At 64.2% G+C, this 14482-nt stretch carries 11 protein-coding genes; 5 read left to right on the top strand and 6 right to left on the bottom strand.

Annotated elements, in window-relative coordinates; genetic code table 11:
• Position 1: 1 nt before the first annotated feature.
• Entirely contained in the window at positions 2-1009 is a 1008-nt protein-coding gene (locus ACIGGF_RS04795) for a heme o synthase (RefSeq protein WP_397520239.1), read from the bottom strand.
• Between the two features lie 414 nt (positions 1010-1423).
• Here ACIGGF_RS04795 and tkt point away from each other — a divergent pair, with 414 nt between their 5' ends.
• The 5 genes from tkt to pgl are packed head-to-tail and all read left to right on the top strand — an operon-like array spanning position 1424 to position 7855.
• Positions 1424-3523 (top strand): transketolase, encoded by a 2100-nt coding sequence (gene tkt, locus ACIGGF_RS04790; protein ID WP_397520238.1) that lies wholly within the window; start codon positions 1424-1426, stop codon positions 3521-3523.
• Positions 3524-3526: 3 nt separating this feature from the next.
• Positions 3527-4651 carry a transaldolase gene (gene tal / locus ACIGGF_RS04785; protein ID WP_397520237.1) on the top strand — a complete coding sequence of 375 codons (1125 nt, stop codon included), beginning with the start codon at positions 3527-3529 and terminating at the stop codon, positions 4649-4651.
• A gap of 3 nt (positions 4652-4654) precedes the next feature.
• Positions 4655-6211, top strand: a complete 1557-nt coding sequence (zwf, locus tag ACIGGF_RS04780; protein ID WP_397520236.1) for a glucose-6-phosphate dehydrogenase — start codon at positions 4655-4657, stop codon at positions 6209-6211.
• Entirely contained in the window at positions 6208-7116 is a 909-nt protein-coding gene (gene opcA, locus ACIGGF_RS04775) for a glucose-6-phosphate dehydrogenase assembly protein OpcA (RefSeq protein WP_397520235.1), read from the top strand. The genes zwf and opcA overlap by 4 nt, the downstream gene beginning before the upstream one ends.
• Entirely contained in the window at positions 7109-7855 is a 747-nt protein-coding gene (gene pgl, locus ACIGGF_RS04770; RefSeq protein ID WP_397520234.1) for a 6-phosphogluconolactonase, read from the top strand. The genes opcA and pgl overlap by 8 nt, the downstream gene beginning before the upstream one ends.
• Before the next feature lie 260 nt (positions 7856-8115).
• Here pgl and ppc read toward each other — a convergent pair whose 3' ends face one another.
• From ppc to gap, 5 genes are all read right to left on the bottom strand, one after another.
• Complete coding sequence (gene ppc / locus ACIGGF_RS04765; RefSeq protein ID WP_397520233.1) at positions 8116-10947, bottom strand: phosphoenolpyruvate carboxylase; 2832 nt, start codon at positions 10945-10947, stop codon at positions 8116-8118.
• Positions 10948-10998: 51 nt separating this feature from the next.
• Positions 10999-11232, bottom strand: coding sequence for a preprotein translocase subunit SecG (secG, locus tag ACIGGF_RS04760; RefSeq protein WP_032398009.1), 234 nt, complete (start codon positions 11230-11232; stop codon positions 10999-11001).
• Positions 11233-11351: 119 nt separating this feature from the next.
• On the bottom strand, positions 11352-12137 hold the full coding sequence (gene tpiA, locus ACIGGF_RS04755; RefSeq protein WP_397520232.1) for a triose-phosphate isomerase: 786 nt from the start codon (positions 12135-12137) through the stop codon (positions 11352-11354).
• Positions 12138-12140: 3 nt separating this feature from the next.
• Positions 12141-13352, bottom strand: coding sequence for a phosphoglycerate kinase (locus ACIGGF_RS04750; protein ID WP_397520231.1), 1212 nt, complete (start codon positions 13350-13352; stop codon positions 12141-12143).
• Positions 13353-13357: 5 nt separating this feature from the next.
• On the bottom strand, positions 13358-14377 hold the full coding sequence (gene gap, locus ACIGGF_RS04745) for a type I glyceraldehyde-3-phosphate dehydrogenase (RefSeq protein WP_397520230.1): 1020 nt from the start codon (positions 14375-14377) through the stop codon (positions 13358-13360).
• Between the last annotated feature and the right edge of the window lie 105 nt (positions 14378-14482).

The raw sequence follows: 14482 nt of genomic DNA, 5'->3' as shown, positions 1-14482 counted from the left end.
CTCAGGAAAGGAGCTGGGCCAGCGTCTGCCAGCCCAGCACCGAGTCCACGGCCAGACCGCAGAACACCAGGGCCAGATATTCGTTGGAAAGAATGAACAGCTTGAGCGGCTTGACCGGAGTACCCGCTCGCACGCCTGCGTACAGACGGTGGGCAACCACGAGGAACCACACTCCCGACGCCACCGCTACGACCGTGTAGATCACTCCCGATCCCGGTGCCAATGCGAGCGTCGCGGCAACCGTGGCCCAGGCGTACAGCACGATGTGCTTGGTGACCTTCGTTTCCGAGGCGACCGCCGGCAGCATCGGCACGTTGGCGGCCTGGTAGTCCTCCTTGTATCGCAGCATGAGCGCCCAGGTGTGCGGCGGTGTCCACAGGAAGATGACCAGGAACATCACCAGTGCCTGCCAGCCGATCGTGCCGGTCACGGCGGACCAACCGATCATCACCGGCATACATCCGGCCGCCCCGCCCCACACCACGTTCTGTGAGGTGCGCCGCTTGAGCACCAGGGTGTAGACGAAGATGTAGAAGCAGATCGTCACAACGGCCAGCACACCGCTGAGCAGGTTGGTCGTGGCCCACAGCCAGAAGAACGAGAACACGCCCAGGACGAGCCCGAAGATCAGGGCGTGTGACACGGGCATGGCACCGCGGGCCAGGGGTCGCTTCTCGGTGCGTTTCATCACCTTGTCGATATCTGCGTCGACCACCATGTTCAGCGTGTTGGCGCTGGCCGCGGCCAACATTCCGCCGAACAGCGTGGTGAGGATCAGCCAAGGATCGACGTTGCCTCGGTCGGCCAACAGCATCGCCGGAATGGTCGTGACCAGAAGAAGTTCGATGACCCGGGGCTTCGTGAGCGCGACATACGCAAGAAAAAGTGCGAGTGCTCTACGCGGGGCGGACGTCGCCGATGCGGCCTGCGCGGACTCGGCCTGATCGTCTGCTCCGAATCCGGGGCCGCCGGCGAATCCGTGTCCGCCCGGCTGCTGCCCAATTCGCACTGCGTCTCCTCGCACGACTGTCGTTCTCTGGCGCTAAGCCACTTGCTCACGCGCCACCGGCACGCGGGTTCACTCGGCGCGACGACCATGGACGTCAGCGCACAGGACCGATCGGCACGATCCGGAAATCTGTCACCGGAATCGACGATCGTGCACCTACTACGCACGATGGTAGACGGCGGGGTTTGCACCTCCAATTCGCAGGGCACCCAAAGTGGGCAATTCTCGTACACGAACGGCCCGCACGCAATCTGCCGGGGGAAGGCACGACAGCAGGGTCGGACAGAACTAGGCTGGTGGAGGAAGTCCTTCGGCACCGACTGTGTGCGCGCACCACAAAGGCACTGTGCAGTTGCCGTCGAGCGACGATTCCCCGGAGCCACAACTCGAACGAATGTCAGGAGATTTCTGCTCGTGTCGATCACAGACGATATTGACGTCCTCACCACGGCGCACCACCCCAGCGACTGGACGGACCTGGACACCCGAGCGGTCGACACCGTTCGTGTTCTGGCAGCGGACGCAGTGCAGAAGGTCGGCAACGGCCACCCCGGAACCGCGATGAGCCTGGCTCCCCTCGCATACACCCTGTTCCAGCGCACCATGCGTCACGACCCCACCGACACGCACTGGATCGGCCGCGACCGTTTCGTGCTCTCGTGCGGCCACTCGAGCTTGACCCTGTACCTGCAGCTCTACTTGGGTGGCTTCGGACTCGAGCTCGCCGACATCGAGGCACTGCGGACGTACAAGTCCAAGACTCCGGGGCACCCCGAGTTTCGCCACACCGACGGCGTGGAGATCACCACCGGCCCACTCGGCCAGGGACTGGCATCCGCTGTGGGAATGGCGATGGCGTCGCGCCGCGAACGCGGACTGTTCGATCCCGAGCCCGCGCTCGGTGAGAGTCCGTTCGATCACTTCATCTATGTGATCGCCTCCGACGGCGACATCGAAGAAGGCGTCACCTCCGAGGCGTCGTCGCTCGCAGGCACTCAGCAGCTCGGCAACCTGATTCTGTTCTACGACGACAACAAGATCTCGATCGAGCACTCCACCGACATCGCGCTGTCCGAGGACACCGCGGCGCGATACGAGGCCTACGGCTGGCACGTACAGGTCGTCGAGGGCGGCGAGAACGTCACCGCGATCGAGGAAGCGATCGAGGCGGCCAAGGCCGTCACCGACAAGCCGTCGATCATCGTCCTGCGCACCATCATCGGGTTCCCGGCTCCCACGATGATGAACACCGGCGCCGTCCACGGTGCCGCCCTGGGCGACGAGGAGGTCGCAAAGGTCAAGCAAGCCCTCGACTTCGACCCGTCCAAGACATTCGAGGTCAGTGACGAGGTCATCGGCCACACCCGCAAGCTGCAGGAACGCGGCCACGCCGCACACAGCGAATGGACGACACAGTTCGAGGCCTGGGCCCAGCGCGAGCCCGAGCGCAAGAAATTGCTCGACCGCCTCACCCAGGGCACATTGCCCGAGAATTGGACCGATGTACTGCCGACCTGGGAGCCCGGCAGCAAGGCCGTCGCCACCCGCGCGGCTTCGGGCGAAGTCCTCAACGCGGTCGGCCCGGTATTGCCCGAACTCTGGGGTGGCTCCGCCGACCTCGCGGGAAGCAACAACACCACGATCAAGGGTGCGAAGTCCTTCGGACCCACGTCGATCTCCACCGACGATTGGGACGCCGAGCCCTACGGCCGCACCCTGCACTTCGGTATCCGCGAACACGCGATGGGTGCAATCCTGTCGGGCATCGTCATGCACGGGCCCACTCGCGCATACGGCGGAACGTTCATGCAGTTCAGCGACTACATGCGACCCTCGGTTCGCTTGGCGTCACTGATGGACATCGATCCCATCTACGTGTGGACCCACGATTCCATCGGTCTCGGCGAAGACGGCCCCACGCACCAGCCGGTCGAACACCTCGCGGCGCTGCGCGCGATTCCGAACCTCTCGGTCGTGCGTCCCGGTGACGCGAACGAGACGGCGTTCGCCTGGCAGGCCGTGCTGGCCCGGTCGAGCAGCAGCGGTCCGGTCGGTCTCGCTCTGACGCGTCAGGGCATCCCGATCCTGGAAGGCACCAGCTTCGAGGGTGTGTCCAAGGGCGGTTACATCCTGTCCGAGTCCTCGAAGTCGGCCCCCGACGTCGTTCTCATCGGGACCGGCTCCGAGCTGCAGTACGCGGTCGAGGCTCAGAAGCAGCTCGAGGAGCAGGGCATCGCGGCGCGCGTGGTGTCGATGCCGTGTGTCGAGTGGTTCGAGAGCCAGGACCAGAACTACCGCGACCAGGTCATTCCGCCCACCGTCAAGGCGCGCGTATCCGTCGAGGCCGGCATCGCAATGCCGTGGTGGAAGATCGTCGGAGGTTTCGGCGAGATCATCTCGCTCGAGCACTACGGCGAATCTGCCGACGCGGCAACACTTTTCCGCGAATTCGGCTTCACTGCCGACGCCGTCGTCGCAGCCGCGCAGCGCTCCATCACCAACGTGAAGGGATAACTCATGACCCAGAACAAGAACCTCGCAGAGCTGTCCGCCGCCGGAATCTCGGTGTGGCTGGACGACCTGTCCCGCGACCGCATCCGGTCGGGCAACCTCAAAGATCTGATCGACACCAAGAGCGTCGTCGGCGTGACGACGAACCCGTCGATCTTCCAGGCCGCGTTGAGCAAGGGTGACGCGTACAACGAGCAGGTCACCAAGCTCGCCGGCGAGGGTGCCGACGTCGAGACCACGATCCGCACCGTCACCACCGATGACGTTCGTGAGGCGTGCGACATTCTCGTACCGCAGTACGAGGCCAGCGCCGGCGTCGACGGACGAGTCTCGATCGAGGTCGATCCCCGCATGGCGCACGACGCCGACAAGACGTACGAGCAGGCCGTCGAGCTCTGGAAGATCGTCGACCGTCCGAATCTGCTCATCAAGATCCCGGCGACCGAAGAAGGAATCCCCGCAATCGCGAAGGTGGTCGGCGAGGGAATCAGCGTCAACGTGACGCTGATCTTCTCCGTCGAGCGCTACGAACTGGTGATGAACGCGTACCTGGACGGTCTCGAAGCAGCGCGCGCTGCCGGTCACGATCTCGACAAGATCCACTCGGTCGCGTCGTTCTTCGTCTCCCGCGTGGACAGCGAGATAGATTCCCGTCTCGATGCGATCGGCACCCCGGACGCCGAGGAGCTCAAGGGCAAGGCAGCTCTGGCCAACGCGCGCCTGGCGTACGTCGCCTACCAGCAGGTCTTCGAGGTCGCCCCGCGTTTTCGCGAGCTCGTCGGAAGCGGAGCGCGGCCGCAGCGTCCGTTGTGGGCATCGACCGGCGTCAAGTCCGATGCCTACCCGGACACCATGTACGTCACCGAGCTCGTCTCGCCCAACACCGTGAACACGATGCCCGAGAAGACCATGGACGCGGTCGCCGATCACGGTGAGATCGTCGGCGACACCGTCTCGGGTAAGGGGCCGGAGTCACAGGAGATCTTCGACCGCATCTCGGCGCTGGGCATCGACCTCACCGATGTCTTCCTGACGTTGGAGAACGAGGGCGTGCAGAAGTTCGAGGCTGCCTGGAACGAGTTGCTCGAAGCGACCGAGGAGCAGCTCCGCCAAGCAGGTCAGAAGAGCTGACCTGTGCCCACCGCAGACACAGAAAACCTGAATTCCGCGGACTGGCTCAACCCACTTCGCGACGCGCGAGACAAGCGGCTCCCCCGTATCGCCGGGCCGTGCAGCATGGTCATCTTCGGGGTGACCGGCGACCTCGCGCGGAAGAAGCTCATGCCTGCGGTGTACGACCTGGCGAACCGGGGGCTGCTACCCCCCGGTTTCGCCCTGGTCGGGTTCGCTCGGCGCGAATGGCAGAACCAGGATTTCGAGAAGATCGTGCACGACTCCGTGCGCGATCATGCTCGGACTTCGTTCAGTGAAGAGGTGTGGAACACCCTCGCCGAGGGCTTCCGATTCGTTCAGGGTTCGTTCGACGACGATGCTGCGTTCGACGAGCTGTCGCGGACACTGACCGAACTCGACTCCACTCGCGGCACCGGCGGAAACCACGCCTTCTACCTCTCGATCCCACCCGGCGCTTTTCCTGTTGTACTACAACAGCTTTCGCGTTCGGGTCTGGCTCAGGGTCAGGAAGGGAACTGGCGACGCGTCGTCATAGAGAAGCCGTTCGGCCACGATCTGCAGAGCGCGAAGGAACTCAACGCGATCGTGAACCGAGTGTTCCCGGAGGACACCGTTTTTCGGATCGATCACTATCTCGGCAAGGAGACGGTGCAGAACATTCTGGCACTGCGCTTCGCCAACCAGTTGTTCGATCCGATCTGGAATGCGCACTACGTCGATCACGTCCAGATCACGATGGCCGAGGACATCGGATTGGGCGGCCGCGCCGGCTATTACGACGGTATCGGCGCAGCCCGCGACGTCATTCAGAACCATCTTCTGCAGCTGCTCGCCATCACTGCGATGGAAGAGCCGGTCAGCTTCAACCCAACCGAACTGCAGTCCGAGAAGATCAAAGTGCTCTCGGCAACGAAGCTCGCCGAACCTCTCGATCGCACCTCTGCCCGGGGTCAGTACTCCGCAGGTTGGCAGGGTAGCCAGAAGGTGAAGGGCCTCAAGGAAGAAGAAGGTTTCGACTCCGAGTCCAACACCGAAACGTACGCCGCCATCACCATGGAAGTGGACACGCGACGGTGGGGCGGAGTGCCGTTCTACCTGCGCACTGGAAAAGCCTTGGGCCGCAGAGTTACCGAGATCGCAATGGTGTTCAAGCGGGCTCCCCATCTGCCGTTCGATGCCACGATGACCGAGGAACTCGGTCAGAACGCATTGGTGATCCGAGTTCAGCCCGACGAGGGCGTCACGATGCGTTTCGGCTCCAAAGTTCCCGGGTCGAGCATGCAGGTACGCGACGTCAGCATGGATTTCAGCTACGGACAGGCGTTCACCGAGTCCTCGCCGGAGGCATACGAGCGACTCATTCTCGATGTACTCCTCGGCGAGCCCTCGCTCTTCCCGGTCAATGCCGAAGTGGAGTTGTCGTGGAAGATCCTGGACCCGATTCTCGAGTACTGGGCCTCGGGCGGAACGGCCGAGCCGTACGAGGCAGGCACCTGGGGCCCGTCCTCGGGTGACGAGATGATGCACCGCACCGGACGCGAATGGAGAAGGCCGTGATTGTCGACATTCCCGCCACCACGACGGCCGAGGTCGGCAAGAAGTTGGTGGAGGTGCGCGAGGCAGGTGGCGCGGTGACGATCGGCCGCGTGCTGACCCTCATCGTCGCCAGTCGTGATCCGGCGAAAGCAGAGAGAGCGATCGACGCCGCGAACGAGGCGAGTCGCGAGCACCCGTGCCGCGTCATCGTGCTCATCCGCGGCGACCGATCGGCCGAGTCGAGCCTCGACGCACAGATCCGAGTCGGAGGAGACGCCGGCGCGTCGGAAGTCGTCGTCCTGCGCCTGAACGGCGAGCTCGCCGATCACGAGCACAGCGTCGTCATTCCTTTCCTCCTTCCCGACACCCCCATCGTGGCGTGGTGGCCGGACGAGGCACCGACCGTTCCGGCGAAGGATCCGCTGGGGCGGCTGGCAATTCGACGTATCACCGATGCCACCAACTCCCCCGACACCACTGCGGCCATCAAGGGACGGCTCAGCAGCTACACCGAGGGTGACACCGATCTCTCCTGGAGTCGCATCACCTACTGGCGTGGCCTGTTGGCCACCGCGCTCGACCAGGCTCCGTTCGAGGCCGTCGTCTCGGCCACGGTGTCCGGACTGGCAGAGGAGCCCGCACTCGACATTCTGGCCGGTTGGCTGGCCGCCAAACTCGACGTGCCGGTCCACCGCCGTGCGGGCGAGCTGAAGGTGGAGCTGATCAGAGACAACAGCAGCATTTCGCTGACGCGACCGCAGACCGGTAAGACCGCGACCTTGCGGCGTACCGGTCAGCCCGACGCCGAAGTAGCGCTCGCACGTCGCAACACCCGCGAATGCCTCGCCGAGGAATTACGCCGTCTCGATACCGACGAGATCTACGAACTCGCCCTGCACGGACTGTCGAAAGTGAGCTATGAGTAAGACATCGGTTCTTCGATATCTGGACGCGCAGTCCCTGGTCGACGCCGCTCGGTCTCGATTCGTCGACGTCGTCACGGCCGCGCAGGCCGAGCGAGGCACGGCGTCGGTGGTACTGACCGGCGGTGGCACGGGCATAGCGTTGTTGGAAGCACTACGTCAGGATTCCGGATCGATCGACTGGAGCAAGGTCGACATCTACTTCGGTGACGAGCGCTTCCTCCCCGCCGGTGACCCGGAACGCAACGAGGTGCAGGCCTCGCAGGCTCTGCTCGATCACGTCGACGTCCATCCGGACCGGGTGTTCCGCATGGCTGCGTCCGACGGACCACACGGAAGCGACCCCGAGGTGGCAGCTGCGACGTATGCGCAGATCTTGCATTCTCACTCCGAAGGCGAACCGACACCGGCGTTCGACATCCATCTGCTGGGTATGGGAGGCGAGGGGCATATCAATTCGCTGTTCCCACACACGGACGCGGTCCGCGAGGAGCATCGCTTCGTCGTTGCAGTCGAGGACTCCCCCAAGCCTCCTCCGGTGCGCATCACACTGACACTGCCGGCGATTCGCCGCGCACAGCACGTGTGGTTGCTCGTATCGGGCGCGAACAAGGCCGACGCCGTCGCGGCTGCGGTGGGCGGGGCCGACTCCGACGACGTTCCGTCGGCCGGCGCTCTGGGCACCGAGTCGACGGTCTGGTTCCTCGACGCCGGCGCAGCATCCGAGCTGGACACGGACTGACACCACTCGGCTAGTCGGTTTCGACGGCGTCGGGGTCACACCCCGGCCGATTGTCCTCGTAGCCGGCGATGCCCCTGAAACGTCCTGTTGTCGAGCGACCGATCCGCCTACCGTTCGCGCGGTAGGCGGATCCGTCTCGCCAGGCCTCGGTGTCGTTGCTGCACTGCCTCATACTTCTTGGACGCCACCCGCCGCCGACCGGTTCCGCGCCTGTCGTGAGCGTTGTGCGTACACCTGGGTACGCACAACGCGCACAGGGGCTAGCCGCTGTTGCGCAGCGCCGTCGCGAGACCGTTCATCGTCAGCAGGATCCCTCGCTTGACGCGTTCGTCGTCGTCGCCGTTGCGGTAGCGCCGGAGCATCTCGACCTGCATCTGATTGAGTGGCTCCAGGTACGGGAACCGGTTGTGCACGGAGCGTTCCAGCGACGGGTTGTCTTCGAGCAGTCGACTGTGGCCGGTGATCTTCAGGTACATCCGCACCGTCGTGGCGTGTTCGGCCTCGATCATGCCGAAGATCCGTGCGCGTAGGTCTGCGTCGGGAACCAACTCCGCGTACCGAGCGGCGATGCCCAGATCCGACTTGGCCATGACCTGCGCGAGGTTGGACAGAACGGTCTGGAAGAACGGCCACTTTCGATACAGGTCGGTGAGCACCTCGAGCTTGGAATCGTCGTCGCCGACCCACTCCTGAAATGCCGAACCGGTGCCGTACCACCCGGGCAGCATGACGCGGCACTGACTCCACGACATGACCCATGGAATGGCACGCAGGTCGTACACCGAGTTCGTGGGCTTCCTCGATGCGGGGCGGGAGCCGATGTTCAGCTCGCCGACCTCGGCAACCGGTGTCGAGGTGCGGAAATACTCGACGAAACCGGGCTCCTCGTGCACCAGCCGGCCGTATGCCGCCCGAGCCTTGGCCGCGAGGTCGTCCAGGATGTCGTACGCGGCTTCTGCTGCGTCGCCGAGACCCTCCACGTTCAGCAGAGTCGATTCGAGGGTTCCTGCGACCAGCGACTCCAGGTTGCGGCGCGCCATCGACGGCTCGGCGTATTTCGCCGCGATGATCTCGCCCTGTTCGGTGAGCCGAAGCGAACCCTGCACCACTCCGGGCGGCTGCGCCAGGATCGCGTCGTAGCTCGGTCCGCCGCCTCGGCCGACGGTGCCGCCGCGACCGTGGAAGAGCCGCAGACGAATACCCGTCTTGCGGGAGGCCTCGAGCAGGTCCAACTCGGCGCGGTAGAGGGCCCAGTTGGCTGCGAGATACCCGCCGTCCTTGTTCGAGTCCGAGTACCCCAGCATGACTTCCTGATTCATTCCGCGCCCGGCAACGAGGGCGCGGTAGATCGGAACGTCGAGGGTTGCCAGCAACGTCGCTGCGCCTTGCTGGAGATCCTCGATGGTCTCGAACAGCGGAACGACACCCACCGTGGACGTCGGCACCGAGCCGTCGGTTCCGGGGTCGAAGATCCCCGCTTCCTTGAGCAGTAACGCTGCCTCGAGCATGTCACTGACCGACTGACACATACTGATGATGTAGTTCTGGATCGCGTCGGGACCCAGATGGTCGATGGCCTCCTTGGCGGCCCTGACGATGCCCAGTTCCTTGGTGGCGAGTTCACTGAGTTCCGCGTTGGGGCCGATCAACGGGCGTCGAGTGGCGAGCTCCTGCGCCAGTACGGACACGCGCTCGCCTTCGTCGAGGGACGCGTAGTCCGGATGCACACCAGCCCAGGCGAGCAGTTCTGCGACCACTTCCTCGTGTGTTTCCGAGTTCTGCCGCATGTCCAGCGCCTGCAGATGGAATCCGAACGTCTCCACCGATCGTCGGAGCCGAAGCAAGCGATCGTCTGCGATCAGTGCATCGCCGTCGGCCCGTAGCGCACGATCGATGACTTCGAGGTCATCGAGGATGTCCTGGGGTCCGTCGTACTTCTGCGCCCCGAGGTCTATCCCCGCGACCGGCACCGCGTCGAGTACCGCCTGGGCGGTGGCAGTGAGCCGGGCTCGAATGCCGACGACGGCAACCCGATACGGCTCGTCCGATCGCCTGTCGTCCGGTTCGCTCGAGGCGTCGGCCAGAGCTGCGAGATCTTCGGTGACGTCCACCAGACGCGCGGACATCGAGAGTTCCTTCTCCAGTCCGACCAGCTCGTCGAGGTAGTGCTCGAATGCGACGTAGCCCGCCTGATGCGTCGCAGTGTGCACTACCTCTGCGGTCACATTCGGATTGCCGTCTCGATCACCGCCGATCCACGAACCGGGGCGCAGAATGGGGCGGGGCAGCAGGTCGTCCTCGGGCCACCGCGCCCGAAGCGCTGCGCGCACATCGGCATTGAGGGCCGGCATGACGTCGAACAACGAGGAATCGAAGTAACGCAGGCCTACTTCGATCTCGTCCTGAATTCGCAAGCGCGACAGTCGAATCAAGGCCGTCTCCCACAGGGTGAGCACTTGTCGACGGATCTGGGTGTCGATCGAGGCCAGTTCGTTGGTCGCGCGTGCAGCTTTGCCTTCGACGGCTGCGGTGGCCACATCGCGCCTGCGCATCAGTTCGGTTATTTTCGACTGCACATCGAAGACGGTGCGTCGACGTGTCTCGGTGGGGTGGGCGGTGATCACCGGAGCCACCAGCGCATCGGTCAGTGCGGCGGCGACCTGCTCGCGCGACGGAGCCGCGGCATCGATCTTCAGCCAGGTGGCGTCGAGACTGCTGTCCTGCGGCGGATCTTCGCGGTCGAGGTGGATTGCTCGACGCCGTTCACGGTGTAGATCTTCGGCGAGGTTGGCCAACAGCGAAAAGTGGCTGAACGCTCGAATGAGTGGAACTGCCTGTGCCACTTCCACATCGGTGTAGCGACCTACCGAATCGTCCCGTTCGATCTCGGACCGTCGGACGGCGAAGGACTCGACACGTGCAGCCTCGATGAGATCGAACACGTCGTCGCCCTCGTGTTCGCGAATGATCTCACCCAGGATGCCGCCGAGGTAGCGAATGTCCTCACGGAGAGGCTCGGTCAACTCCCGACCCTGAGCTGTCGGTGGAACGAATGCTGGGGAACCGACTGACTCGTAGGAGAATTCGCTCATTCACCCAGTATCGCCGCTCCGTCACCAACTCGCACTCGGAGCAGCATTCGATCAGGTGTACTTGATCTCCAGGCCGATACCGAGGATGGCGATGAGCCAGATGATGCCGGTGAAGACCGTGAGTCGATCGAGGTTCTTCTCGACGACGGTGGAACCGGAGAGGCTGGACTGCACTCCGCCACCGAACAGGCTGGACAATCCGCCGCCCTTGCCGCGATGCAGCAGGATCAGCAAGATCAGTGCCAGGCTGGTGATGACCAGCAGAATATCCAGAAACAGATCCATGTCCACCTCAAACTCGATTCGATGCCTTCAGCAGCCTACCTGGCCCCGCGAACGGCTTCGGACACCCCGCCGACGCGAGGTGTCCGAAAACCGGTGGAATCAGCGGTGCCGCCGGCCGATCAGGGCAGGGGTCCACCTGCGGCAATGGCCGACAACGTGGCGAACTCGTCCGCTTTGAGTGAAGCGCCGCCGACCAGTGCGCCATCGACATCGGGCTGGCCGACGATCTCGCCGACGTTCTTGGCATTGACCGAGCCGCCGTAAAGCACTCGCACGCCCGCGGCGACCTCGGCCGAGGCGAGCGACTTCAGCTCCTCACGGATGGCACCGCACACTTCCTGAGCGTCCGACGCCGACGCGACCCGGCCGGTACCGATTGCCCATACCGGCTCGTAGGCGATGACGACCTTGGAGATGTCGTCGGCCGACAATCCGTCGAGCGAACCCCGCAGCTGAGCCACGTTGTAGGCGACGTGCTCGCCGGCGTCGCGGATATTCAGACCCTCTCCGATGCACACGATCGGGGTGAGACCGTTCTTCAGCGCCGCCTTCGTCTTGGCGAGCACGACGGCATCGTCCTCGCTGTGCAGCGTGCGTCGTTCGGAGTGACCGACGACAACGTAGGTGCACCCCAGCTTGGCCAGCATCGATCCGCTGATCTCACCGGTGAAGGCACCCTTGTCCTCGGACGACACGTCCTGCGCACCGTAGGTGAGCAGGAGTTTGTCGCCCTCGACCAGGGTCTGCACGCTGCGAATGTCGGTGAACGGCGGGATCACCGTCACATCGACCTTGTCGAAGTACTTCTCGGGCAACGAGAAAGCGATTTTCTGCACCAGCGAGATGGCCTCGAGGTGGTTGAGGTTCATCTTCCAGTTGCCCGCGATGAGCGGCTTACGTGCCATGCGTTACGCCTCCAGTACGGATAGGCCGGGGAGCTGCTTGCCTTCGAGGTATTCGAGGGATGCACCGCCGCCGGTGGAGATGTGCGAGAAGCCGTCGTCGGGCAGCCCGAGGGTGCGCACCGCCGCCGCGGAGTCGCCGCCGCCGACGACACTGAACGCGCCCTTCTCGGTGGCTCCGATGATCGCTTCTGCGATGCCCTTGGTGCCGGCCGAGAAGGCGTCGAACTCGAACACACCGGCCGGCCCGTTCCAGAAGACGGTCTTGGCATTCGAGAGGACGACGGCAAAACGACTGACCGAGTCGGGTCCGATGTCCAGGCCCATCCAGCCGTCCGGAATCTCGGAGGCCTTGACGGTCTTCGCCTCGGCGTCGGCCGCGAACTTGTCTCCCACGACGATGTCGACGGGCAGGTGGATCACGTCACCGAACCGCTCGAGCAGGTCCTTGCAGACCCCGATCTGATCCTCCTGCAGTAGCGAGTTACCGACCGAATATCCCTGCGCGGCAAGGAAAGTGAACGCCATGCCGCCGCCGATGACGAGAGTGTCGACCTTGGGGGCCAATGCCTCGATGACGCCGAGCTTGTCCGAGACCTTGGAGCCGCCGAGAACCACCGCGTACGGACGTGCCGCATCCTCGGTGAGCTTGGCCAGCACCTCGACCTCGGCAGCGACGAGGGTGCCCGCGTAATGCGGCAGCAACTGCGCCACGTCGTAGACCGACGCCTGCTTACGGTGCACGACGCCGAATCCATCAGAGACGAACGCTGCGTCGTCTCCGGCGAGAGCAACGAGCTCACGAGCCAGAGCAGCTCGCTCGGACTCGTCCTTGCTGGTCTCGCGCGGATCGAAACGAATGTTCTCCAGCAACAACACGTCGCCGTCGGTCAGACCCTCGGCACGAGCCTCGGCGTCCTGGCCCACCACGTCGCCCGCGAGCTGCACGTGGCGTCCCAGCAGCTCGCCCAGCTTCGCCGCGACCGGAGCCAGGCTGTACTTCGCGTCGGGCTTGCCGTCCGGGCGCCCGAGGTGGGCGGTCACGATGACCTTGGCACCCGCCTCGACCAGCGTTCGAAGAGTCGGGATCGACGCCTGGATACGGCCGGGATCGGTGATCGTGCCGTCCTCGAGCGGAACATTGAAGTCCGATCGCACGAGGACGCCACGGCCTTCGACACCGGCATCGAGCAGATCTTGCAGTGTCTTGACAGCCATCGGTGTCAGAGGGACTTGCCGACGAGACCGATGAGGTCGGCGAGGCGGTTGGAGTAGCCCCACTCGTTGTCGTACCAGGAGACGATCTTGACCTGGTCGTCGATGACCTTCGTCAGCGGCGCGTCGAAGATGGACGAAGCCGGGTCCGTCACGATGTCCGAGGACACGATGGGATCGGTGTTGTACTTCAGAATGCCCTTCAGCGGGCCCTCGGCAGCAGCCTTCATCGCAGCGTTGACGTCCTCGGCGCTGGCCTTCTTCTTCAGCAGCGCGGTCAGGTCGGTGACCGAACCGGTGGGGATCGGCACCCGCAATGCGTAGCCGTCGAGCTTGCCGAGCAGCTGCGGGAGAACCAGGCCGATGGCCTTGGCTGCGCCGGTGCCGGTGGGGACGACGTTGAGCGCTGCAGCGCGCGCACGACGCAGGTCGCTGTGCGGGCCGTCCTGCAGGTTCTGGTCCTGCGTGTATGCGTGAATCGTGGTCATCAGACCCGAGACGATGCCGAACTCGTCGTCGAGGACCTTGGCTATGGGGCCGAGGCAGTTGGTGGTGCACGAGGCGTTGGAGATGATGTTCTGGCTGCCGTCGTACTTGTCGTCGTTGACGCCCATGACGATGGTGATGTCCTCGCCCTTGGCAGGCGCGGAGATGATGACCTTCTTGGCACCGGCGTCGATGTGACCCTGGGCCTTCGAGGCGTCGGTGAAGATGCCGGTGGACTCGACGACGACGTCGACGCCCAGGTCTCCCCACGGAAGTGCGGACGGGCCCTCGCGCAGCGACAGCGCCTTGATCTTCTGGCCGCCGACGACGATGGTGTCTTCACCTTCGAGCGAGACGTCGTGCGGCAAGCGGCCGAGGATCGAGTCGTACTTGAGCAGGTGTGCGAGCGACGCGTTGTCGGTCAGGTCGTTGACAGCAACGATTTCGATGTCGGTGGTACCGAGCGCCTTCTGCGCATCGACAGCCCTGAAGAAGTTTCGCCCGATGCGGCCGAAGCCGTTGACGCCTACCCGGATCGTCACTGTTCGCTCCTAAAAGTTGTGAAAACAGATGTCTGATTGTGCCTGCGTGCGGGGTGCCACACGCGGTTCCTACCCTAGTGTGCGCGCAGGCCGAGCGCGCGCATC

The organism is Rhodococcus sp. NPDC078407 (assembly GCF_044542515.1).
Taxonomy (GTDB): Bacteria; Actinomycetota; Actinomycetes; order Mycobacteriales; family Mycobacteriaceae; genus Rhodococcoides.
Note: the sequence above shows the minus strand (reverse complement) of the source record. Positions and strands in the feature narration are given on the sequence as shown.